At 38.8% G+C, this 24,973-nt stretch carries 22 protein-coding genes; 14 read left to right on the top strand and 8 right to left on the bottom strand.

Annotated features, from left to right (window positions below; genetic code table 11):
- From ABN256_RS09225 to sanA, 5 genes are all read left to right on the top strand, one after another.
- Complete coding sequence (locus tag ABN256_RS09225; protein ID WP_072070524.1) at positions 1–474, top strand: CidA/LrgA family protein; 474 nt, start codon at positions 1–3, stop codon at positions 472–474.
- A 2-nt stretch (positions 475–476) separates the two neighbouring features.
- Entirely contained in the window at positions 477–1,172 is a 696-nt protein-coding gene (locus ABN256_RS09220) for a CidB/LrgB family autolysis modulator (RefSeq protein WP_072070598.1), read from the top strand.
- 200 nt (positions 1,173–1,372) lie between these two features.
- A complete protein-coding gene (cdd, locus tag ABN256_RS09215) occupies positions 1,373–2,257 on the top strand; it encodes a cytidine deaminase (RefSeq protein WP_196553373.1) in 885 nt (294 codons plus the stop codon).
- Positions 2,258–2,470: 213 nt separating this feature from the next.
- The gene (locus ABN256_RS09210) at positions 2,471–4,168 is read left to right on the top strand and encodes an NAD-dependent malic enzyme (RefSeq protein WP_072070526.1); all 1,698 of its coding nucleotides are present in this window, start codon (positions 2,471–2,473) and stop codon (positions 4,166–4,168) included.
- Positions 4,169–4,299: 131 nt separating this feature from the next.
- Positions 4,300–5,031 carry an outer membrane permeability protein SanA gene (gene sanA / locus ABN256_RS09205; RefSeq protein WP_196553374.1) on the top strand — a complete coding sequence of 244 codons (732 nt, stop codon included), beginning with the start codon at positions 4,300–4,302 and terminating at the stop codon, positions 5,029–5,031.
- Here sanA and yeiB read toward each other — a convergent pair.
- From yeiB to ABN256_RS09190, 3 genes are all read right to left on the bottom strand, one after another.
- Complete coding sequence (gene yeiB, locus ABN256_RS09200) at positions 5,028–6,179, bottom strand: DUF418 domain-containing protein YeiB (RefSeq protein ID WP_349439405.1); 1,152 nt, start codon at positions 6,177–6,179, stop codon at positions 5,028–5,030. The two genes, sanA and yeiB, sit on opposite strands and share 4 nt — an antisense overlap.
- A 12-nt stretch (positions 6,180–6,191) precedes the next feature.
- Complete coding sequence (folE, locus tag ABN256_RS09195) at positions 6,192–6,851, bottom strand: GTP cyclohydrolase I FolE (RefSeq protein WP_072070529.1); 660 nt, start codon at positions 6,849–6,851, stop codon at positions 6,192–6,194.
- A 147-nt stretch (positions 6,852–6,998) separates the two neighbouring features.
- Positions 6,999–8,168 carry a YbfB/YjiJ family MFS transporter gene (locus ABN256_RS09190; RefSeq protein ID WP_340895718.1) on the bottom strand — a complete coding sequence of 390 codons (1,170 nt, stop codon included), beginning with the start codon at positions 8,166–8,168 and terminating at the stop codon, positions 6,999–7,001.
- 219 nt (positions 8,169–8,387) lie between these two features.
- Between ABN256_RS09190 and moeA the strand changes: the two genes are divergently transcribed.
- The 3 genes from moeA (at position 8,388) to ABN256_RS09175 (ending at position 12,371) form a co-directional block, all read left to right on the top strand.
- Positions 8,388–9,629, top strand: coding sequence for a molybdopterin molybdotransferase MoeA (moeA, locus tag ABN256_RS09185; RefSeq protein WP_349439404.1), 1,242 nt, complete (start codon positions 8,388–8,390; stop codon positions 9,627–9,629).
- Between the two features lie 5 nt (positions 9,630–9,634).
- Positions 9,635–10,402 (top strand): molybdopterin-synthase adenylyltransferase MoeB, encoded by a 768-nt coding sequence (gene moeB, locus ABN256_RS09180; protein ID WP_349439403.1) that lies wholly within the window; start codon positions 9,635–9,637, stop codon positions 10,400–10,402.
- 268 nt (positions 10,403–10,670) lie between these two features.
- Positions 10,671–12,371 carry an amidohydrolase gene (locus tag ABN256_RS09175; protein ID WP_349439402.1) on the top strand — a complete coding sequence of 567 codons (1,701 nt, stop codon included), beginning with the start codon at positions 10,671–10,673 and terminating at the stop codon, positions 12,369–12,371.
- 89 nt (positions 12,372–12,460) lie between these two features.
- On the opposite strand, the gene ABN256_RS09170 is transcribed toward ABN256_RS09175, so the two are convergent.
- Together ABN256_RS09170 and ABN256_RS09165 are read right to left on the bottom strand one after the other, a co-directional pair.
- On the bottom strand, positions 12,461–12,925 hold the full coding sequence (locus ABN256_RS09170) for a GNAT family N-acetyltransferase (RefSeq protein ID WP_072070534.1): 465 nt from the start codon (positions 12,923–12,925) through the stop codon (positions 12,461–12,463).
- 9 nt (positions 12,926–12,934) lie between these two features.
- On the bottom strand, positions 12,935–13,513 hold the full coding sequence (locus ABN256_RS09165; RefSeq protein ID WP_115350889.1) for an LOG family protein: 579 nt from the start codon (positions 13,511–13,513) through the stop codon (positions 12,935–12,937).
- Positions 13,514–13,842: 329 nt separating this feature from the next.
- Here ABN256_RS09165 and rhtA point away from each other — a divergent pair, with 329 nt between their 5' ends.
- Both rhtA and dps read left to right on the top strand, forming a co-directional pair.
- On the top strand, positions 13,843–14,733 hold the full coding sequence (gene rhtA, locus ABN256_RS09160; protein ID WP_196553380.1) for a threonine/homoserine exporter RhtA: 891 nt from the start codon (positions 13,843–13,845) through the stop codon (positions 14,731–14,733).
- 275 nt (positions 14,734–15,008) lie between these two features.
- Positions 15,009–15,515 carry a DNA starvation/stationary phase protection protein Dps gene (gene dps, locus ABN256_RS09155; RefSeq protein WP_072070537.1) on the top strand — a complete coding sequence of 169 codons (507 nt, stop codon included), beginning with the start codon at positions 15,009–15,011 and terminating at the stop codon, positions 15,513–15,515.
- Between the two features lie 67 nt (positions 15,516–15,582).
- On the opposite strand, the gene dinG is transcribed toward dps, so the two are convergent.
- Positions 15,583–17,691 carry an ATP-dependent DNA helicase DinG gene (gene dinG, locus ABN256_RS09150; protein WP_197269401.1) on the bottom strand — a complete coding sequence of 703 codons (2,109 nt, stop codon included), beginning with the start codon at positions 17,689–17,691 and terminating at the stop codon, positions 15,583–15,585.
- A gap of 254 nt (positions 17,692–17,945) precedes the next feature.
- On the opposite strand from dinG, the gene ABN256_RS09145 reads away from it, so the two are divergent.
- From ABN256_RS09145 to ABN256_RS09135, 3 genes are all read left to right on the top strand, one after another.
- On the top strand, positions 17,946–18,848 hold the full coding sequence (locus ABN256_RS09145; protein ID WP_072070539.1) for a LysR family transcriptional regulator: 903 nt from the start codon (positions 17,946–17,948) through the stop codon (positions 18,846–18,848).
- Positions 18,849–18,928: 80 nt separating this feature from the next.
- Positions 18,929–19,810: a dihydrodipicolinate synthase family protein gene (locus ABN256_RS09140; protein ID WP_196553382.1), complete on the top strand. Its 882-nt coding sequence runs from the start codon at positions 18,929–18,931 to the stop codon at positions 19,808–19,810.
- A 188-nt stretch (positions 19,811–19,998) separates the two neighbouring features.
- Positions 19,999–20,424, top strand: coding sequence for an ApeP family dehydratase (locus ABN256_RS09135; protein WP_196553383.1), 426 nt, complete (start codon positions 19,999–20,001; stop codon positions 20,422–20,424).
- A gap of 99 nt (positions 20,425–20,523) precedes the next feature.
- Here the strand turns inward: ABN256_RS09135 and ABN256_RS09130 are convergent, their stop codons facing one another.
- A complete protein-coding gene (locus tag ABN256_RS09130) occupies positions 20,524–21,912 on the bottom strand; it encodes an MmgE/PrpD family protein (protein ID WP_196553384.1) in 1,389 nt (462 codons plus the stop codon).
- 81 nt (positions 21,913–21,993) lie between these two features.
- Positions 21,994–23,361, bottom strand: coding sequence for an adenylosuccinate lyase (gene purB, locus ABN256_RS09125; protein ID WP_196553385.1), 1,368 nt, complete (start codon positions 23,359–23,361; stop codon positions 21,994–21,996).
- 403 nt (positions 23,362–23,764) lie between these two features.
- Here purB and metC point away from each other — a divergent pair, with 403 nt between their 5' ends.
- Entirely contained in the window at positions 23,765–24,940 is a 1,176-nt protein-coding gene (metC, locus tag ABN256_RS09120; RefSeq protein WP_196553386.1) for a cystathionine beta-lyase, read from the top strand.
- Positions 24,941–24,973 lie beyond the last annotated feature (33 nt).

Raw genomic sequence — 24,973 nt, 5'->3', positions numbered from 1 at the left:
ATGAAATCTAAACGGGCACGATTGCAGATTACACTTTGGCATTATCTACGATCTTTTTTGGTACTTTATCTTTGTCTCTTTGCTGGTAATCTTATTTCAGCCCTTCTACCCTTTGCGGTTCCAGGCAGTATTGTTGGCTTACTGATCCTTTTTGGTCTACTTGCTTTCCAGCTTATCCCTTTACGTTGGGTTAAACCCGGTGCCAATATCCTATTAAAAAACATGTCATTACTCTTTATCCCTATCGGTGTTGGTGTAATGAACTATTATGATTTGTTAAGTCAGCAACTTTTTCCCATCGTTTTAGCCTGCGTCGTGAGTACCTTTGGTGTTATGGCACTCGTTGCATATTGCTCACACTACGTTCATCGTGAACGCATTATCGTGGGTTCAAAACCAGACCAAGTTAAAGATATTGTTGAAACAAAAAAGAAAGACGACGATAACGCGTTAAGCGAGAAGAAAAAATGTTAGCCATATTGATGAATATTTGGTGGTCACTACCTTTAAGTATTTTTATTTTTTACTTAGCTCGTAAGCTTGCAGCCCGATTTAAATTGCCTATTTTAAATCCGCTTTTAATTGCTATTGTGGTGATTATTCCTATTTTATTAATAACTAAAATACCTTATGAAAATTATTTTGCAGGTAGTCGTATTTTAAATGACTTACTACAACCTGCGGTTGTCGCTTTAGCAATCCCGCTTTATCAGCAATTACACCAAATTCGCGCACAGTGGAAATCATTAATTAGTATTTGCTTTATTGGTAGTGTTGCTGCCATGGCTAGTGGTACTGCGATTGCCTTATGGGCTGGTGCAACACCTGAAATCGCAGCATCAATCTTACCTAAATCCGTCACAACACCTATCGCGATGGCAGTCGCAGACTCCATAGGTGGTATTCCTGCAATCAGTGCTGCATGTGTTATTGCAGTAGGTATTTTAGGTGCCATTTTTGGTCACACTCTATTCAAGATATTGCGAATTCCGACTCACGCCTCTCGAGGTTTAGCTATGGGAACCGTTTCGCATGCAGTGGGAACAGCAAGAGCTGCAGAAGTAGATTATATCGAAGGTGCTTATAGTTCATTAGCATTAATGACCTGTGGGATTATTACTTCTTTACTTGCTCCGTTTATATTCCCTATTATTTTGCATCTTTATAGTTGATCTCTTTCTTACTCTCCATTCTTAAATCCCCGATTTAATTAAATTTATTTCGGGGATTTTTACTATAAATTTGAGATACATCTCTCAATTAATGAATTTGTTGCAATTGTTTCATTGAAAATATGATTTTCATCACATATAAGAATGGGTAAAGATGCCTAGAATCTTATAATACAGAAAGATTAATGGGAGACTCATGTATGCATACTCGTTTTCAGGCAATTTGGTCAGATTTATCTCCGCAGTTACAACACGCACTTGCTCCTTATCTTGAGCAGGATGCATTCCCTGCAATGTTCACGACAGAACAGGTCAACGCCATAAAAACACAGTTACAATGTAATGATGATGCCTTAGCCCTTGCACTTTTGCCTGTTGCTGCGGCTTGCGCTGTTGCACCTATCTCTAACTTCAAAGTAGGTGCGGTTGCTCGTGGTGAAAGTGGTAATCTTTACTTCGGTGCCAATATGGAATTTGCTGGCGCACCATTACAACAAACAGTCCATGCTGAACAAAGTGCGGTAACTCACGCATGGCTACGTGGTGAATCTCGCTTAATTTCAATCACCGTTAACTATACACCTTGTGGTCATTGTCGCCAGTTTATGAACGAACTCAACAGCGGCACCCATATTCAGATCCAATTACCTGGTAGAAAGGTAGCGACATTAGGGGATTATTTACCTGATAGCTTTGGCCCGAAGGATCTCAATATCACCTCTTTATTAATGGATAAGGTTAATCACGGTTACAAAATTGATAACCCTAGTGAATTAGCACAACAGGCGCTACAAGCTGCCAATCGTAGTCATGCACCTTATAGTGAGTCTCACAGTGGTATTGCTGTTCAAATGAAAAATGGCAAAATTTTCCAAGGTAGCTACGCAGAAAATGCCGCATTTAACCCAAGCTTACCGCCATTACAAGCCGCATTAATTTTATTAAATATGGCAGGTGAGAGTGTGATGGAAATTGAATCTGCTGTCCTAATTGAAAAAGCAGAAACAATCTTAACACAATGGGATGCAACTCAAGCCACATTAACAGCTTTAGGTTGTCGCCAGATGCAACGCATCACTTTGTAAAAAGTTTTAACTTATTCCTCTAAAAATCTCTCCTAAAAAAGCATCAGCATGTAAATTTTGCTGATGCTTACCAGAAAAAGTTGTAACAACTGTATCTATCTCTCATTTCTAAGCATTAAAATCATAAAAAAATAACATAAGCTGTACATATTTTTATTATTTTGTAGGATCTACAATTGTCATGTGACTAACTGCCTTACAAGAGTATTTTTCATGGAACTGGAACACGAAAGTAAACGCCCTCTCTACATCCCGTATGCAGGCCCAATCCTGCTTGAATTTCCCCTGTTAAATAAAGGTAGTGCTTTCAGCGAAGAAGAACGCAGCACCTTTAACTTACATGGTTTACTGCCTGAAGCAGTTGAAACTATTGAAGAGCAGGTTGAACGCGCTTATCGCCAATATCTTGATTTCAAAAACGATAACGACAAACATATTTACCTAAGAAACATCCAAGACACCAATGAAACGCTGTTTTACCGTTTATTGGAATCTCACCTTACTGAAATGATGCCAATCATTTACACACCAACAGTGGGTGAAGCTTGCGAACATTTCTCTGATATTTATCGTCGTGCTCGCGGTTTGTTTATCTCTTACCCTAACCGCGCCAATATCGACGATATGCTACAAAACGCCACTAAACAAAACGTAAAAGTGATTGTTGTCACTGATGGCGAACGTATTCTTGGTCTAGGTGACCAAGGCATCGGTGGTATGGGTATTCCTATCGGTAAACTCTCTTTATATACCGCGTGTGGGGGTATCAGCCCAGCGTACACATTGCCTGTTGTACTTGATGTTGGTACTAACAATCCACAACGTTTAAACGATCCACTATATATGGGATGGCGCCATCCTCGTATTACTGGTGATGAATATAACGAGTTCGTTGATGAATTTATTCAAGCTGTTAAACGTCGCTGGCCAAATGTTTTGCTGCAATTTGAAGACTTCGCGCAAAAAAATGCGATGCCTTTACTAAACCGTTATCGTGATGAATTATGTTGCTTTAACGATGATATTCAAGGTACTGCGTCTGTTACTTTAGGTAGTCTTATCGCGGCTAGCCGTGCTGCGGGACGCCAATTAAAAGACCAAACAGTCACTTTCTTAGGTGCAGGCTCTGCGGGTTGTGGTATTGCTGAGCAAATCATTGCCCAAATGAAATCTGAAGGCTTAAGCGATGAGCAAGCGCGTGAGCGTATCTTCATGGTTGACCGTTTTGGCTTATTAACTGATAAACTACCAAATTTACTTGATTTCCAAAGCAAGCTTATCCAAAAAAGTGAAGCCATTGCTGATTGGAAAACAGAAAGCGATGCGATTTCTCTGTTAGAAGTAGTTAAGAATGCAAAACCAACAATCTTAATTGGTGTTTCAGGACAAGCTGGGTTATTCACTGAAGAAATTATTCGTGAAATGCACAAACACTGTGAACGCCCTATCGTGATGCCATTATCTAATCCAACTTCACGTGTTGAAGCCCGCCCTGAAGATATTATCAATTGGACAGATGGCCAAGCTTTAGTTGCAACTGGCAGCCCATTTGCACCTGTAAAATACAAAGATAAAGAGTATCCAATTGCACAATGTAATAACTCTTATATCTTCCCAGGCATTGGGTTAGGTGTTATTGCCTGTGGTGCTAAACGTGTGACTGATGCCATGTTAATGGTTGCAAGTCGTGCATTAGCTGATTGCTCACCAATGGCAAAAGAGGGTGACGGCTCCCTATTACCTTTACTGGCTGATATTCAACAAGTTTCGCGTTATATTGCAAAACAAGTTGCAAAAGAAGCACAAGTACAAGGTGTTGCTACTGTCACCTCAGATTCAGCCTTAGAAGAAGCAATTGAACGCAACTATTGGCAGCCTGAATACCGTATTTACAAAAGAACGTCGTTCTAAATACTAAGTACCATTCTGAAAAGCGCATCATTACTTAATATGAGGCGCTTTTTTCTTGCTTCCCTATCTCTGCTCAAGTAGCCTTAACCATTATGAAAGTCATTTGTTATTTGCGTCATTAAGGCAAGGACATGCTAAAACGCCTCATTTATCTTTTTCTCACGCTTTTTATTCTACTTGCAGTCACCTTGATTGCCTGCGATCGCTGGATCGGGTGGAAAACAAATCCTTATATTTTTGAAGATATTGATAGGTTACCCGCTAAAAAAGTGGGCATGGTGTTAGGTACATCAAAATATTACACCAGTGGTTACATTAACCAATTTTATCAATATCGCATCCAAGGTGCTGTTAATGCCTATAATAGTGGTAAAATCCAGTATTTATTATTAAGCGGGGATAATGCAAAGCATAGCTATAATGAGCCTAATACAATGCGTAAAGATCTCATTAAAGCGGGTATTCCGGCTTCTCGTATCGTAATGGATTTTGCAGGATTCAGAACGCTTGATTCTGTTGTGCGGACAAAAGAAGTTTTTGGGACTGATGGCTTTACTATTATTACGCAACGTTTTCACTGTGAACGAGCTGTTTTTATCGCATTAGAAAAAGGAATTGATGCGCAATGTTTCGCAGTTGCATCCCCTAAAAGTATGTTTAAAGTACGCATACGTGAGGTATTTGCCAGAGCAGGTGCAATAATTGATGTATATATTCTAAATCGAGAGCCGCGCTTTTTAGGGCCACCAGAAACAATTCCCGCGATACAATCTATTCCTGATGGCATTAAAGGATATCCCGCAGTTTCACCAGAGGAAGTTGAATCACTTCCTCTAAGTGACAATAATCACGAGAAAACCTAAAAGAATTGCGCTAATTTTGAGGCTGATTTACGCCAAATCCACTCTATTGGGCCTTGTGGGAAATAGCGTAGCCAAATTACGGCAAAAGCAATATTGATTGCCCAAATAACCACAACAAAAGGCATCAGTTCAGGTAAGGTAAATTGGTTAAATAATCCCATCCGCTGAAATAGGATAATGCCGATAAGACTTTGCATTAAATAGGTCGTCAGCGCCATTTTTCCTACGCAACGTAAAGCATAGGCAAAATAAGAGTGACTAATTGTATTCCAACTCCAATAAAATAACGCAATATACCCCAAGCTTTGTATAACTTGGATCAACATCGTCAAAGGCTGTGCCCAAACCGCAGCCCAGCGATAATCCCAATCAAAAAAATAATCCACCAGCACAACAATTGTTTGTAAGCTTAAACTGATTGAGAGAAAACAAAGTGCCACATAACCATAGTGTGTACGGCTAAATTTCTGCTGTAACCAGCCTGATGCCATTAGCGCAGCACCCATCAACATTGCACCAAATAAAAACCAACTATATTGACGTACCAAATTAAAAACAAAAATACTTAATTCATTCAAACGATAATAAATACTATTTAAATAAGGCCCTGTTTTCCAATCGGATTCAACCATTTGGGAATATGGCGTGCTGTACCAAACGGTATCAATAAAATCACGATAATAATAAAACAACACACCTAAAATAAGTGCACCACAAAAATAGAGTATCGCTCCCAATATAAATTGGTTCTTTGTCGTTATTGATTTGATAAAAACAAAAACAAATAATCCACACACACTATATGGAAATAAGATATCACCTTCCCAAAGAAATAGTGTGTGAATAACACCAATCAACGCTAACACAACTAACCGCGATAAATTAAAACGTGTTCCTTTGCGTAGTAGCAAGTAAAGCGTACCACCAAATAATAACGCAAAAATAAAGAGGAACTTGCCTTGGGCAAAAAGGTTTAATGCCATCCATGTTATACGATCACCAAAAGAGGCTTCCCCCGAATGTAACGGGTTAAATGAAGCCACTCTTAATAAGGCAAAACCTGAAATATTGAGCAATAAAATGCCAAGGATCGCCATTCCTCTCAACGCATCAAGTGCTTCGATACGTTGATGAGACGATTCATTCATTTATTTGAAATCTCAAAGGTGACGAACAGCGCGTAAAAATTCCTGACGCGTATTTTGACTCGATTTAAATAACCCACCTAACGAGGTTGTCGTGGTTGCACTCGTTGCATCACGAATACCACGAGCTTTAACACAGTAATGAACCGCATCAATAGAAACAGCCACATTTTTTGTGCCTAGTAACGTTTGTAATGCGATAAGAATTTGCTGGGTTAAACGTTCTTGAACTTGAGGACGTTGAGCAAAAAATTGCACAATACGATTAATTTTTGATAAGCCAATCACTTTATCTTTTGGAATATAAGCCACAATCGCCTTGCCATCAATGGTAACAAAGTGATGTTCGCAAGTACTGGTTAATGTGATATCTCGTACTGTCACCATTTCATCAACTTGCATTTTATTTTCAATTAGTGTGATTTTTGGGAAGTTGTGATAATCCAGTCCTGAGAAAATTTCATCAACATACATTTTAGCAATACGACGAGGCGTTTCAGCTAAACTATCGTCAGTTAAATCCAGATTTAACAGCTTCATCACTTCGGTCATATGATGTTCAATTTGCTGTTTACTCTCACTTGGAGATAGCTTTGATTCACGAAGAGGCGTTTCCAAACCGCGTTCAACTAACGCAGCGTGCACCCATTGCGCCTCTTTACTTAATGATGACATTGGACTCTCCGATAAACACATTAATGAAGTATCTGTTTCGCTGTCAGCGACAACAGCCTACACTTTAGATGACATGAATCACATTATCCAGCGATACCGCATTTTTCGTTATGAAATTATTGCATTTTTGTATGAACTATTTTTAGATTAAGCCTTTTTTTTCTCTTTTAAACACACCAGAAAACCACCGATTATCAACACAATAAAGGCAACATAAAGCGCAGGTTCTAATTTCCCGGTTAATGCCGTTGAAAGCGAAGAAACAATAGGACCAACCAATTGTCCAATAGCATAAAAAGTCGTGAGTAAACCCGCCATATAACGCCCATGATCAGGTGCTAACTCTCTACCTCGTAAAAAAGCAAGTTGTACCGCACACATCAAACCGCCACCAATTAAAAAAGCACCTATCGCAAGCCCTGTTATTGTCGGTATCCACTCTGCGATCAAAATACCTAATGCTTGTAACCAAAGCGTAATGGCTAAGCGTAACTGCGTGTTTAATACATTACGCGTTAAAATGGCAATTCCGATACATAATGCAGCAGAAGCACCAAATATGGGCCAAACAAATTGTGCGATTAAGCTCCCTGGGAAGCGCTCTGCTGCCATTTGAGAAAGAAATGTAGCCGGTAAAATATAACCAAAACCCGCAAAGGTATAACCCAAAATCAACTTTTTCATTGCTGGTGTCAGTGTTAAAGGTGCAATTTTTACCTCTTCTCGACTCATCGCCCAAGGTTTAGGAAGGTGGTAACACACATATATTGCACAAATAAAAGCAAGCGAACCATAAATAAGCCAGCCAGTCATCGCATTCATTTGCCATTTCATAATTAATACAGCGAGCATTCCGCTAATAAATATACCTGCCCCTGTTCCAGCATAAACAGCAACGCTTAATGCGGGGCGATTAAGGCGAGCCAATAATTCATTGGCCCATGACGCCACCAGCACCAACGTCCAACCACTTGCCCAACCGATAAAAAAACGAGCAATACTGTGTGTAAATGCGTCATTTAAAAAAGCGGACAACAGAGTAATTATCACCGCCCCCCAAAGTCCCGCCCACAAACGATACCCCACACCTTTAACTGCTTTCATTGCATCATAGGAGCCAGCAAGATAACCAAGATAATTAAATGCGGCGACAATACCAGCACTTGTTAGCGTCAATTGATATTCTGCAATCATTAATGGCACTTGTGGTGTAAAGGTAAAGCGCCCTATACCCATTGCAACGACTAAAGCAAGAAAACCACTAAACGCGATATGAAAAGCTTGCGCTGAATGACTTTGGTGATTTGAAGTATTCATTGATATCCATTATTTTGTTTTATCGTTTTATACATTTTAAATGTGCTGTTCATTAATAACAGAATGAGCAACATATTAACCACAGATAGTTAACACTTTTGTAATAATACGTTTCGTTTCTTTCTAGTCACAAGATGATCTCTGACATGATGATGTCCATCGTGATAGATTAGTATCATGAAATAAAACAGAACATTTCGATAGATCTTGGAGTATATGATGAGTCAATGTCACGTTAGCGGTTTATTATCTCTTGATGAAGCGCTAGAAAAACTACTTGAAAAACCGCTGGCAATTACCGATACCCTTAACATCCCATTAAATAATGCAGCCGATTATATTCTAAGTGCAGATATTACATCTCCACTCAATGTTCCACCTTTTGATAATTCTGCAATGGATGGTTACGGACTTCGTTACGCTGACTTAGACACCCAAATTCCTCTTCCGGTGGCGGGAAAATCGTTTGCGGGTATTCCTTTTGAGGGAGAACTTCCTGCTGGTCAATGTGTCCGCATTATGACAGGAGCAATGGTTCCTACAGGCGTTGATACTGTCATTATGCAAGAAGAAGCTGAAGTCACTGAACATGGTGTTCATTTTTCACAACCTGCTAAGAAAGGCCAAAATATTCGCCGTATTGGTGAAGATATTAAAGAAAACGATATTGTATTATCTGCTGGCACTAAGCTTTCAACAGCACAATTGCCATTAATCGCCTCTTTAGGGATCGCCACTGTACAAGTTTATCGACGCTTAAAAGTTGCCGTTTTCTCAACAGGTGATGAATTACAAACTATCGGTCAGCCATTAAAAACGGGGCAAATATATGATACTAACCGTTTTGCTGTACGCTTAATGCTTGAAAAATTAGGTTGTGAAGTTTTAGATTTAGGCGTTATTCCTGACTCACCTGAAAAACTCCGTGAAACCTTTAAAAAAGCAGATCAAGAAGCAGATTTAGTGATCAGCAGTGGCGGTGTTTCTGTAGGTGAAGCAGATTACACCAAACAAATTCTTGATGAAATTGGAGAGATTGGTTTTTGGAAATTAGCCATTAAACCAGGAAAACCATTTGCATTTGGTCGATTGCACAATGCATGGTTCTGCGGTTTACCGGGTAACCCTGTCTCAGCAACCGTCACATTCTATCAATTAGTTCAGCCTTTGATTGCGCGGTTATCAGGTTTTAGTCATTGGAAAGCACCACAACGTTTCCAAGCCATAACACAATCACCATTGAAAAAATCAGTGGGTCGTCTTGATTTTCAACGTGGTATCGCAAGTATTAATGCAGAAGGTGTGTGGCAAGTAGACACTTCAGGTCACCAAGGCTCACACGTTTATAGCTCCTTTAGTGTCGCTAACTGCTTTATCGTCTTAGAACGTGAGCGTGGTAAAGTGGCTGCGGGTGAAACCGTCACAATCGAGCTATTTAATTCTCTGTTAAAAAGCGAATAGTTTTTATGAGTATCGAATTAACCGATGAAGAAACACTGCGCTACAATCGCCAGATTGTATTGAGGGGCTTTGATTTTGATGGTCAAGAGGCACTGAAAAGTGCCTCTGTATTGATTGTTGGCGCAGGTGGCTTAGGATGTAGTGCTTCGCAATATCTTACAGCCGCAGGTGTAGGAAAACTCACATTATTAGATTTTGATACAGTTTCCCTTTCTAATCTTCAGCGCCAAATTCTTCATCGTGACGCTACGATTGGCCAACCCAAAGTACTATCTGCAAAAGTAACATTAGAAGCAATTAATCCTCATGTCACAATAGACACCGTTGATGCATTACTTGAAGATGAGGCTTTAGATAAACTTATTAGCCAACATAATATCGTAATGGACTGTACGGATAATGTGGCAGTACGCGAGCAACTTAATCGCCTCTGCTTTCATCAAAAAAAACCACTAGTATCTGGTGCAGCGATTAGAATGGAAGGTCAAATCAGTGTATTCACTTATCAAGATGACGAGCCTTGCTATCGTTGTCTGAGCCATCTTTTTGGCGACAACGCTTTAAGTTGTGTTGAAGCGGGCATAATGGCACCTGTTGTAGGTACTATTGGCACATTACAAGCTGTTGAAGCAATAAAGTTACTCACTGGCTACGGTGAAAACTTGCATGGCAAAGTATTAATGTTTGACGCAATGCGAATGCAATTTCGTGAGTTTAAGCTACCTAAAAACCCACATTGCGAAGTATGCTCTGCCGATTTACCAGATAACTAACTACTTTTTATTCTAGATAAGGTAAGTCTAACCTATTTAAACTTACCTTATCGCTTCCCAAAAATAGAGGTATCAATCTATTTTCTTAGCAATTTAATCATCCTCTAAGTCGTATTTCTCGCTAAATCGACGTGACAAGCTTGTAGTATTCACTCTGATTTAATTCTACTATGACCGCCCGCGTCAAAACGCAACAGGATGCCCTATAAGCAAAACTATCATTTAAGCACAAGCTCAACGTGCTAAAAAAGCAATACAAGGTAGAAGAATGACATTTCAAATTGCAGACACTCTCTATTACAACGGGCTTATTTATACCGCTGATCATAATAACAATATTGTTGATGCTATCGCGATCAGCCAAGGTGTAATTATTGCTTCTGGTAAAAAAGAGGGTTTACTTTCTTACTGTAATGAAAATACTGAACAAATTGATTTACAGGGAAGAATGGTCATGCCGGGCATTATTGATGCACATATGCACCCATTCTGGGGAGGTGCAACATTAGCGGGTTGCCATCTTGATTATCAATCACTTGCTATCGATGACATTTTATCGCGTATTCAAAAATACCTTGATGAAAACTTTATTGATAATGATACTGAATGGCTAAAAGTTTCTGCGTGGTATCGTGAAGGTATGCAACCAGAAGGCGTACAAATGACACGCTATCACCTTGATACCTTAAATACAGCTCGCCCTATTTTGCTTTTTTCAAGTGATTGCCATAGCGTATTGGCTAATTCACGCGCTTTAGCGCTGTTAAATATCACTGCGGAAACACCTGATCCTCCTGATGGAAACATTGAACGTGATGGTGATAGAACACCAATAGGTATTCTTGAAGACGCACCTGCAATGCAAGCTATTGATAGCTTGCCACCACTCACTGAAGCACAAAACCTGCAAATCGCCCGTCATGTTCAAAAATTATTAAATGAACAAGGTGTAACCACTATTATGGATGCACGTGTGGGTGAGCCTCAATTACGCGCCTTTAATACATTAAGAAAAGCCGGTGAACTGACTCTTCGTGTTGAAAATGCCGTTGAAATTACGCCTGATGATGTGCCATCTATTGATGCTATTCCAAATGCTGTACACCATGCAGCTACTCGTTTTTCACAATGGCATCAAATCAGCGATGGGGCTCAACCTAGTGTTGCGATCCGCCATATCAAACTTTTTCTTGATGGTGTATTACAAGCACCAATTATGACGGCACGCCTTCATGCCCCTTATCGGATTAATGTCGGGACTGATGACACTCCTCATTGGCAAGACTCTGAACATATTGGCGATCTCTATTTCTCACCTGAAATTTTAACGCCGTTAGTCACAGAAATTGCCCGTGCGGGTTATCATCCTCATATTCATACCGTTGCTGAAGGTGCAATTAGTACGGCTCTAGACGCTATCAGTGAAATGCGTAAAGTGTTACCTGAAAAAGACATTAGACCGGGGCTTGCACATAATGAATTGATGTGTGAAAAAGATTATGCTCGTTTTACACAATTAAAAACCTACCCTTTTCTCTCTTTCCAATGGGCTGCTGTAGATCAGAACAATATTGAGAAAGATATTGAAATGCTTGGTAAATCTCGCTGTGAATATTTGGAAACGGCAGGGAAATTTATTGATGCGGGTGTCACCGTAGCTTTTGGTAGCGACTGGCCGATTGATCCACTTAATGAATGGTACGATTTTAAAGTTGCGATGACTCGCCAAAAAGATGCAACAAGTCCACGTCTTGATAACGATCGTAATCTGACATTAGTGGAAGTCTTACGTGCAGCCACCATTAATGCGGCAGAAGCTTTGGATATGGATACTCAAATTGGATCATTAGAAGTCGGAAAATTTGCCGATTTTATAGTATTAGATAGAAACCTGTTTGAAATATCGGCAGAAGATGTTGAAAATGTCAGGGTATTGTGTACGATCATTGCGGGGAAACCCACAATTTAGCTGAATAATATAAGTAATAAACCCGCGTTAAGCGGGTTTATTTTTATCAATGCGCTTAATCCTATGAGAATTAATATAAATTTAGTCTGTTATAAAGCAATCCCCATCACTGTGCTCACTTCTTTTAACCCTTCACGTTCGTAAAAACGTTTTGCTGCGCCATTTTCAGCTAATACAGATAACTCAAGATGTGTCATTTTTTCTGATATCGCCCACTCTTTCATTGCAGTTAGCAATAAACGGCCGACACCTTGGTTACGTATTGTAGGATCAGTAACAATATCGTAAATATAGGCATATTTACGTTGAACTAAACAGTTAAACATAGGCGTTTCTTGAATTTGTGCAATGCTAAATCCAATTACTTTGCCATCTAAATCTGCGACCAAAAGATGAAATTTATTATTTTTTATTCCATTAATAATAAAAGCTTCGTCTTGCTTACCCGGCTTTAATCGATCGGGTTGTAAATTAGCCATTTCATTAAATAAATGGGTATAAAGGTCATTAATTTCTTCTACATCAGACAAAATTGCTTTTCTTATTATTATCATTTTTTACCTTTATTTGTTGTAGGTTTTTACTGGAGGTGCAATATATGTTTCAAATTTATCTAATAATTGAATAGGACATTGTTCTACAATTGCCATATTGCGGTACTTTTCATGTAAGAATTGTTCGTCTGCCATTTTATCAATCATCATTAATAATGGTGAATAAAACTGATTGATATTAAGTATGCCCAATGGTTTTTGATGCAAACCAATTTGGCTCCATGTAAAGACTTCACTAAACTCTTCTAATGTACCAAAACCACCCGGTAAAGCGACAAAACCTTCAGCCAGTTCTATCATTTTACTTTTACGCTGATGCATGGTCTCAACAATATGCAGTTCAGTCAGATTATTATGAGATATTTCACGCCCTTCTAATAGCGTAGGAATAACGCCAATCACCTTTCCGCCTTCAGCTAATACTGTATCGGCGAGTGTCCCCATAATTCCTACACTTGCACCACCATAAATTAAGGTGATATTACGTTTAACCAGCTCTTTGGCAAAAATAATGGCCTGTTCTTTATAAATAGGTGATGCGCCTAAACTAGAGCCACAATACACTGCGATAGATTTTATTTTATTCATTTGTTATTCTCATTTTGCTAGTTAAAACGAATTTTGAATTATACTTAAGCCTACTTAGATAAAAAAGGTTAAAAAAGTGTTTTTGCACTTTTTATCGTACATATATTATTAATTATTATTAAATCTAATATTTAAATTATCCTAATTTTTATTTTAAAAAATATTAATTAATTTATATTTTAGCTAAGTTTATTCAACTAAATTTAACTGAAAATATTTATTAATAAATAACTATATTAAAGCACGTAAATTTATTCTATATTATGCGATCCTTTGTTATCTCGCTAACAGAGCACACATACGATTGATTATTGACGAGGTTTTATAGGATGTTGTCAGCCAGACACTCAGCTAAATTACAGGTGTTTTACCCTGTGCTTCTTTTGCTCCTTTCTATGCTTTCGATACAAAGTGGCGCATCCCTTGCTAAAAGCCTATTTCCAGTTATTGGTGCCCCTGCGGTAACAGCGTTACGCTTATTATTGGGGACTTTGATCCTATTTTTTATCTTTAAACCATGGCGACTCAAATTTAATCGCGAGTCAATTATGCCACTGTTTTTATATGGCTTATCTTTAGGTGCCATGAATTATCTTTTCTACCTTGCACTTGAAACTATCCCGCTAGGTATTGCTGTAGCCCTTGAATTTACAGGCCCTTTAGCCGTTGCAATGTTTTCATCGCGCAGAGCTATCGACTTTTTATGGATAATTTTAGTCATCGCCGGCTTAGGATTATTACTGCCTATTGGTGATAATATTCATGGTCTTGACCCACTGGGTATTCTTTATGCCTTAGGCGCAGGTGTGGGGTGGGCATTATATATCGTATTCGGACAACGTGCTGGAAAAGGCTATGGTGCGGCAACTGTATCAATTGGTTCATTAGTAGCCGCTTTTATTTTTGTGCCTATCGGTATATTACAAAGCAGCCCTGATATTATGTTTAGCTGGTCTATCTTACCCATTGCCTTAGCGATTGCGATTTTATCAACCGCGTTTCCTTATACCTTGGAAATGATCGCACTTACGCGCTTACCCGCCAAAACATTTGGTACTTTAATGAGCTTAGAGCCTTGTATGGGTGCCTTTATTGGTATTATTTTCTTACATGAGCATTTGACGTTAATACAATGGGTTGCCTTAGCCTTTATTGTTTTAGCTTCTATTGGCTCAACAGCAACAATGAAAAGTAAAACCAAAATTGAGGAAGTAAAATAGATATTTAACTCATTTTACTCAGTAAGAAATAAATATTAATTTAAAAAGGATCTTATGATCCTTTTTACTTATTAAATAATAACTTTACTGACCTATCATTGCTATTTTGCGCTCATTGTCTTACCCTAAATAGACTATTTCGATAGATTAGATTTTTTTAATAGATGACCTATCAATTTAATAGTATCAATCGATAAGACTAACCATTAATAATTCACTATCATGATTTACAGAAATTAAGATATTGATTTATTAATTATTTAGGGAGAACGATTATGAGTACTGCTAAATTAGTCAAATCCACACCTTCAACTCTGCTTTATACCCGTAATAATCTCGATGACAGCGTAAAACTGCACGCTATCGAGTTACTGCAACAAATGGTGACGCAGTTTATCGACCTATCTCTCATCACAAAACAAGCGCATTGGAATATGCGTGGTAGAAACTTTATTTCTGTTCATGAAATGGTTGACGGCTTCCGTGACACCATAAATGAGCATACCGATGAATTTGCAGAGCGTATTGTTCAATTAGGTGGCACTGTATTAGGCACCGCACAAGTTGTCAGCAAGAAAACCCCATTGAAAGCTTATCCTCTGGATATTCATGATGTACAAGACCATTTAAAAGCACTGGCTGATCGTTACGCTATCGTTGCAAATGATATCCGTAAAGCCATTGATGAAGTTGAAGACGAAGACACCGCCGATATGTTTACCGCAGCATCGCGTGATCTTGATAAATTCTTATGGTTTATTGAAGCCAATATTGAGAATTAATTCGTAATAACAAATTGCTATTATGACTTAGAAAGGCTACCTCTCTTGATATAGGTAGCCTTTCTCTTTATTTCTCTTTAGGCATATCAGGTTGATAAATAGGGAAAACAGGTAGTGCTGTTAATAAGCGTGAGCCATAGTTTTTGGTTAGTAAACGTCTGTCATAAATGATAATTTCACCGTGGCAATGATGGCTGCGGATAAGACGCCCAACTTGCTGAATTAAATTAAACGATGCACTTGGCAAGCTCTGCACTTCAAAAGGATAACGTTTCAGCGATTTTAGCCACTCGCCTTCTGTCACAATCACTGGATCGGTCACTGGCGGAAAAGCAATTTTATGAATATGCACCTGCGTTAAATAATCGCCTTTTAAATCGAGTCCTTCGGCAAATGATTGCAAACCTATCAATACACTATTATCTCCTGCATCTATACGCTTACAATGTGTTTCTACCAAACGATAACGAGGCTGATCCCCTTGCACCAATAAGCATAACCGTAAGTCTTTCACTTCCTCTAAAAAGCCATCCATTGCCCGTTGGCTACTAAATAAAACCAATTGTCCTCTGTGGTTATTCTCTTCCATGCTTTGTCGAAAATAACGTGCCATTTCTTTTAAATGTTCACGTTCATGAGTCATCGTCGGTTCATAGCGCATTTTAGGAATAACTAATCTACCCTGATCTTTATGTTCAAAAGGTGAAGACAACGTAATAAAGCGATCATCAAAATGCTCACTTAATCCTGTTAATTCTTGAATGCGAGAATAGCTATTTAACGAGCGTAACGTTGCAGATGTAATAACCACATGTGGGATATTTTTCCATAACAATTGTGTCAGTTGTTCGCTTACTCGAATACCTGCGCAATGGAAATAGAGATGAGACTGCTTTTTATCGTAACGCCGAGTGAGCCATTTCGATACAGGTGCTTTTGAGGTTTGCTCTAATGTGGCTAAGCGCCACAATTTGGCCATATTCTCTAAATAACCGACCATTCTACTGGTAGTTAAAATGGCACGATGTAAACGCACAACATCTTCTTTTGCTGTACGCTCTGTTAAATCATTTAAAATAGCTTCACCCAACATTTTTAAACTATCTGTTAGCTTAAATAATGTCTGACAACTTAACAGAAGCTGTTCAGGTAATTCGCCTAATGGAAAGAGATATTCGTCTTGTTCACTACGTTCTGGTAATAATGCTCGCGTAAAGGTATCAACCTCTTGATAAGCTTCACGTAACTTAGCAATATGAGCATCAAAACGAATAGGATCAGCCAACTTAGGTGGTTTTACAGGAATAAATTGCGCTAAATACTGACTAACATGGCGAGTAATATTATCCAGCTGATTATTAAGGGCAACTAAGGTAATTTCCCCTTCGACTTCGAGTGCATCTCGCGCAACATCAGGAATATGATGGCCTTCATCCAACACTAACAGCAGGTTTTTGGCATCGGGTAATACCGATTCGCTTTCCATTGCTGCCATCACTAAAGCGTGATTGGTAATAACAACATCCACTTCATCAATTTCACGGCGTGCAATAAAAAAAGGGCAACGATGATAATATTGGCAATTACGTCCTAAACAGTTCATTTTATCGGTGCTAATTTTACGCCATAAACTGTCTGTTAATGCCCGTTTATGATGATCACGTAAACCATCCCAACCGAAACTGGTAAAATCATTTTTTAGCTCTTGGCAAATTTCTCTTTCTGCGCTGGTCGCCACATCCACTTTGTCTTCAAGCAAAAACATTAAGTCGATTTGTTCACCTTCTGTTACACAAATCGCGTCTAAATTACGTGGACATAAATAGCGCCCACGGCCAAAAGCACCCGTAAAAGTAAGATCTGGAATGATTTTTTTAAGTAATGGGAGATCTTTGCTAAAAATCTGATCTTGCAGTGCCACATTGGCTGTACTGATAATCAGTGGTTTTTTTTCATCACGACTGATAGCAATACCCGGAATAAGATAAGAAAGTGTTTTACCTACCCCAGTCGGAGCTTCAATCACTAAGTGTCGTCCCATTTCATCAGAAAAAGTCTTGGCCACTTCAGCTATCATTTCACGCTGTGGCGCACGCGGAATAAACCCTTCAATATGTTCTGGTAGGGCTTTATACCACTGACTTATTTGATTTTTAACTGATTGAGAAAGAGACATAACTACTCTGTGACTGATTTTAAGAAGGGCGCTATTGTCTCATAACACTGTATAAAAATCAGTAGTTACCTTCATTTGCTCTCTTCTTTCATCAAAGAATGGATAACGCCTCGAAATTATTGAGCTTTGTTATAGATTATTAATCCAACTCTTCATAGTATGAGTATTGATGCCATAACTTCTAAAAATAGCCTTATAAAAAATAATACTTTTTGTTTGATTAAATACAACAACACCAGTTAAGAGACACCATAATGACCCCTACAAAACGCCCTATTTTTAACTTAGAACTTGATTTACTCCGAACCTTTGTTGCTGTTGTCGATGGAAATACCTTTGCCGCGGCCGCAGAATCTGTTTGCCGTACTCAATCTGCGGTAAGCCAGCAAATGCAACGCCTTGAATCGTTGATAGGCAAAGAGCTGTTTGCTCGCCAAGGTCGAAATAAAACACTGACAGAAGCGGGTACACAACTGCTTAACTATGCTCGCCGTATTTTGCGCCTAAATGATGAAGCTTGTCTTTCATTAATGCATGAAGAAATTGATGGGATCTTAAAAATTGGCTCCCCTGATGATACGGCAAACACAATTTTACCTGATCTACTTGCACGTTTTTCAGGGGCATATCCTCGTCTTATTATGGAAATCATTGTTAAACGTAGTCCGTTTTTAATGTCGATGCTAGAAAACAACGAGCTTGATTTAGCCATTTCTACTGAAGAACATGTGGGTTACCCCAAAATTGTGCTACGAGTTTCCCCTTCCTTATGGTATTGCGGAAAACATTTCAGGTTTGATCTTGATGAACCCTTGCCATTAGTTGTATTAGATGAACCCAGTACATACCGCGATATGATGATAAATCACCTTGATCAACAAGGTATTCGTTGGCGGATCGCTTATATTGCTACAACGCTTTCAGGTGCAAGAGCTGCTGTACGTGCGGGCTTAGGTATTATGGCTCGTTCAATTGAGCTTTCAGGTGACGATTTGCGTATTTTAGGCGAAAAAGAAGGCTTACCCCCTTTACCAGCAATTAGTTATAACCTATATCTCAATGCCAATAGCCCAGGAAAAGCCGCACAAATACTGTTTGATTCGTTAAAGAATGAGCAAAATGAAGTGATTAATCATGCTGATATTACACTTCAATAAGAATAGAGATTTCAAAGCCCTTAAATAGTGTTGATAACCAAAGCAATAAAATATTAAAACCATAAAACAGGACACCGATTATGACCCAATTCCATGGTATTTTTCCTTACCTTGTTTCCCCAGTTGATCAAACTAAAGGCACCATTCTTGAATCTTCATTACGTCGATTGGTCGAACATTTGATCTCGTGTGGCGTTCATGGTTTAAGCCCGTTAGGTAGCACGGGTGAATACGCTTATCTCTCTCAAGCACAGCGTAATGAAATTGTGCGTATCACTGTTGATCAAACTGCGGGACGTATTCCTGTTATCGCAGGGGTTGCCGGTTTTTCAACCGCAGATGCTTGTCATCAAGCCGAACAATACGCCCAATTAGGTGTAGATGGCATGGTGCTGATTTCACAAAAAATGTACCCGTTAAGTGAAACCGCACAAGCAGGTTATTTCCGAACTATCGCTGAAGCATTTCCTGAAAAATCCATGACAATTTATACTAATCCGGGACTTTTGGGTGATGTTCTTCCCATCTCTTTATTTAATGAACTTAGCTATATTCCCAATATTGAATATATTAAAGATGCTTCAAGCAATACAGGTCGATTGCTTACTATGATCAACACCTTTGGTGAACGCGTGAAGATCTTTAGTGCTTCGGCACATATTCCATTACTTGTATTAAAACTTGGTGGTGTCGGTTGGATGGCCGGCCCTGCTTGTGTATTACCAAAGCAATGTGTTGAACTATATGACCTCGCAACAAAAGGTGACTTTGATACGGCATTAGCAAAACAAAAAGAAATGTGGCAAATCAACGAAGCCTTTACCAAATATTCGTTAGCATCATGTATTAAAGCCTCTCTAAATATTCAAGGTTTTGATGTGGGCTTGCCTATTTTACCGCAAGAGCCTCTAAACGATGTCGCAATGGCGGATCTACGCCAAATTATTGCTCGCCTTGATTAATAAGCTATTCTTATTGAGTCATACTAATGGCTAGATTTTATACTTTTCTAGCCATTGTTATTATTTTTATGACTATTTCCTGTCTAAAATCATTAGGTTGTACTGTACGATATTGAATAAGAATGAAATAATAGCCGACATTATTACAAAATCGTGTTTATTCTATCACCATAACGAGGAGAAAATGTATGCCCATTTCCGTCAGTGAAATAATGGAAATATTACCTCATCGTTATCCATTCTTATTAATTGATGGTGTTATTTCTGAGCCAGCTGAACTTGCTAGTGGCAAATTAATCGCAATTAAAAATATCACCACCAATGACACTGTTGTTTTTGGCGGATTTTACCCTCCCTTACTACTCCTTGAAAGTATGGCTCAAGCCGCTGGAGTTCTTGCACATTACTACCTTTCCCCCATGGAAGAAGGCCAGCAATGTTATTTTGCCAGTATAAAAAAAGCACGTTTTCATGATGCAGTAAAAGCAGGTGATCAACTACTTATTGAGATCGAATTTCGTCGGCAGCGCCGTACTATTGTTAGTTTTTCTGGTGTTGTTCGTAATGGTGAAAAGATTATTTGTACATCTGAATTTATGTGTGCAAGGCAATAAAAAAGGATTGGTAGCTCAAACCAATCCTTTACACTCATCTTTTACACTGCCCTTTCACATCAAGCTGTTACACAATCATCTTGTCTATTTTATTTCTGCCTAACCTTCTATTTCTTTAATACGTAATAATTGTGTTATTTCTGAAATGGTGGCATTGTCGAAATGCAGTATTTTTTCAACTAATTGTGCTGCTTGTTCTGCTTCTATCGCCAAAGATGCATTATCGTAAAACTTACTGATCACATCTTTATCTGTCATTGGATTTTGTGGATTGCCATATTGAATATCTAATCTCTCTGTGATCTTCTCGCCATTTTTTAATGTCACGAAAATTAATCCGGGGAAATAGGTAGGAAATGGGATCTCTCCTTTTTCGGGATAACGATAACTTACACGCTTTGCTAATGATTGGATATCTTCCCGTTGTAGGTTTTCAGGTAATAATGAAGAGAGCGTTAAAGCGTTATCTAAAAAACCTGCAGCAAATAACCATGGCAAACTAAATTTAGCTCCGTAGGCTGTTTGAGGTGCCCATTTTGTTTCAGGAGGCTCACAAATCAAGGCAGCTGCGACAGGATCAACCACGCATTCCACACTTTCAATATCATCAGCCGTGATCCCTTTTTTCAGCAAATTACGCCCACAATCCACAGTCGCATGGGCAAAATGGCACACCGGATAAGGTTTAATCGAAACATTTAAAAATTCCCATACATCACCTAATCCCAATGCCACTTGTTCGGGGTGTGCTTGCTCTCGAATACCATGGGTTTGATAGAGGCTATAGCGACCTTCGAATATCGTTTCAGGGCCAGTCATTCCACCTTTCGCCAATGATGCGGCAATAATACCTGATTGCGCAGCCCATCCCGCATGAAAGCATTTAGAAGAAGAACTATTGGTAAGATATTCAGCCACTCCTCCTGCTTGGCTTCCTGTGAGCCCTAATGCATTCACAGTCTGTTCTGGTGTTAATTTTAATAACGAGGCCGCACAAGCTGTTGCGCCAAAAATACCTGCAATCGCAGTGGCATGAAAGCCTCGTTGATGAAATCCACTATGGCTTGCTAAGCCGACTCTAGCCGCAACTTCCCAGCCAATCACCCAAGCCGTTAAAATATCTTGTGATGACGCACCGATTGACTCACCCAATGCAAAAGCAATCGGCGTTAATACCGCGCTACCATGTGTAATAGAATCGGTATGTGTATCATCAAAATCTAATGCATGTGATGCAATACCATTTGTAAGTGCAGCTACAGTTGTACTTGTTGTGAGTGAACTGCCCCAAATTGGAATAGTGCCTTGGCTATCAGGTAAAAAAGTGATGCCCTGACGACTTTGAATCGCACTTTGTTGTGCACTCCCCGCAAGTGCAACACCTAATGTATCTAATAAATGAATTTTAGCTCGGCTAATAACTTGAGCTGGTAAATCAGAGAAAGTGGTTGTCGTAATAAATTGGGCTAACTGCTGACTTAATGTCATAAACACCTCGAAATAGATAAGAAAAAGCCAGTAATATCACCGGCTTTTAGATAATAAGAAGGTTGAGTTCAATCAAGTCACTTAGTCATTTAACCAACCAGACGCTTTAGTTTGCGCAACAACACGATCAACTTGGGTCGGTGCATTTCCTACATAAGTTGTTGGATCTAAAAGTGCATCAAGCTCTTCTTGAGTAATGTGATCACGAATACGGGTATCACGATTAATCGCTTCAACAAAAGTGATACCTTCTTCTTGCCCTGACATTGATGCTTCATACACAATTTCATGTGCAGTTTGTTTACCCGCTTTATCAGATAATGCAAACATCACTCGCTCTGCCAACATAAAGCCACCCAAAATGTCCATATTTTCACGCATTTTTTCTACATGCACATTTAATCCACCTAATACTGTTTTCATATTATCGAAGATAACAGACAGCATCAGGCACATTTCTGGCATGATTTTCCATTCCATTTTCCAAATCGCACCATCGCGCTCATGCTGATGTTTCATCATATCCGTTAATACAGATAGATTTGCTTTTAGGGTATTACTCACACAGGCCGCATTTTCCACAATAGCAGGATTACGTTTATGTGGCATAGTCGAAGAGCCCACTTGACCTTTACTAAATGGCTCAGATAACTCATCAATTTCGTTATGCGCTAATAGTAGGATTTCATTAGCAATTTTACCTAGCGTACCGCTAATTAAACCGATTAACATGCCATATTCACTGAATCTATCGCGCGCAGGTTGCCATGAAATTTCAGGTACACCTAAGCCTAAGCGTTTTAATACACGAGCTTCTAATTCATCAGCTTTATCGCTTAAAGAAGCTTTTGTACCTACCGCACCGACAACACTGCCAACAAATAAGCGAGGTTCTATCTCTTTAAGTCGTTGATAATGACGCGCTAATTCAGTTAGCCAGATCGCTGTTTTATGCCCAAATGTAATTGGCAGAGCTTGTAATGCTAACGTACGTCCAACCATTGGCGTGTTGCGATGTTGTTCACTTAATGAAAGCAATGCACGACCTAATACTTTGATATCACGTAAAAAAGTATGATGAGCATCTTTTAGTTGCAATACAAGGCCAGTATCAATGACATCTTGTGTTGTTGGGCCAAAATGAACATATTCCCCATAATGTTCTGGGCAAGCATGCTCTAAACCACGAATTGTTGGCACTAATGGATGGCGAGTAAGACGCACTTGTTCTAATACATAATCCATATCGAGCTTTTCAAGTTTCGCGGTATCTGCAATAACTTTTGCCGCCTCTTTCGGGATCAAATCTAATTCGGCTTGTTCAATAGCTAATGCTGCTTCATAATCAAGCCAATTTTGCATTCTTGTTTTATCAGAAAAAATAGTTCTCATCTCTTCTGTTGACCATAAATTCTTTAATAAAACCGAATCAAAAACGCTGGTTCCCATAATTATTTCCCCTGTTAAAAAAATAATAAAAAAATCGTTTTTTTAATCAAACGACTTGTTAGATTGTTATTTTATTTATGCAATATAATCTCAAAAAAAACACTTTGATAATTTTAATCTAATTTCAAATATTTCTTATCAATTAAAAAATAACATTAATTCAACGCGTTACAAATAACCCTTTATTTATTAGTTATAACTTTTGATTCTTAAATAACATTTAAGATTTAATTAGAATAATTAATGCTAAAAAGTTAGAGGAAGATCATCATTTTTAGAAAATAGCTATTTTAAAAATAAATAAGTTTGTTATAAATAATAGAAACAAAATAAGCACAAACAGTAATTAATCATTTTATTTAATTACCGGGGAACTCTATTTCTATATTTGGAGATATTAATAATGAAACAAAATAAACAAACAAAATTGATACACAGTGGACGTCAAGAAATTAAAACTTCTGGCCCTATTAATCCACCCGTTATGAGAGCCAGTACTATTGTTTTTGACTCAATAAAAAGCTGGCGTGATGTGCGTGATCGTCGTGCAACAGAACGTGTATTGAGCTATGGCGCACGTGGTACCGAAACCGCTTTTGCATTAGAAGCATTAGTGACCGAGTTAGAAGGCGGTCATCGTGCACAGTTATTCCCGACTGGATTGGCGGCTATCGCAGTGACCATCATGGGATATGCGCGTAGTGGTGGACATGTTTTATTTGCAGATTCTGTTTATGAACCTGTGCGTAAAATCGCATCTGCTTTCCTTGAACCCAATAACATTGCTTATAGCTTCTTTAAAACAGATGGTTCAGATTTTGAGCAAAAAATTCAACAAAATACACAGCTTATTTTTGTCGAATCACCAGGTTCACTCCTTTATGAAATGCTTGATTTACCTGAAATCTGCCGTATTGCTCATGAAAGAAATATTCCTGTCGGTGTTGATAATACATGGGGTTCTGCATGGCTTTATAACCCGCTTGAATTAGGTGCTGATGTCTCTGTTATTGCGGCAACTAAATATTTGTGCGGTCACTCTGATGTCATGATGGGCATTATGGTTGCGAATGAAAAAGCATGGGAAAAAATTGGTGCATTACCTGAAGCATTAGGTCAAGCCAGTAGCCCTGATGATGCAGCACTCGTACTTCGCGGAATGAGAACATTAGGTCAACGTATTGCTGCTCATGGTAAATCAGCTTTGGCTATCGCACAGTGGTTAGAGACACGTCCTGAAGTTGAAAAAGTATGGTTCCCTGAATTACCAAATCACCCTCGTCATGATTTGTGGAAACGTGACTGCAAAGGCAGTAATGGCCTATTAACTATTGAATTTAAACAAGAATTTACCACAAAACAATCAGAGCAATTTATTGATGCGCTTGAACTATTTGGTATTGGTGCATCTTGGGGTGGGTTTGAAAGTCTTGCATTACCCGCCAATGTCGTTGGCGCAAGAACAGCCTCTAATTGGCGTGAAGGTCATGGCCCTTTTGTACGTTTACACATCGGCCTTGAAGCAACAGATGATCTTATTGCAGATATTACACAAGCTTTTTCAGCATTAAACCAATAACAAAAAATATTGCATCATTACCGGGGAATTCAC

This window comes from Proteus sp. fly-1008 (genome assembly GCF_040140305.1).
GTDB classification, from domain to species: Bacteria; Pseudomonadota; Gammaproteobacteria; order Enterobacterales; family Enterobacteriaceae; genus Proteus; species Proteus vulgaris_B.
The sequence above is the reverse complement of the archived record's forward strand: the minus strand, read 5'-3'. Positions and strand labels throughout refer to the sequence as shown.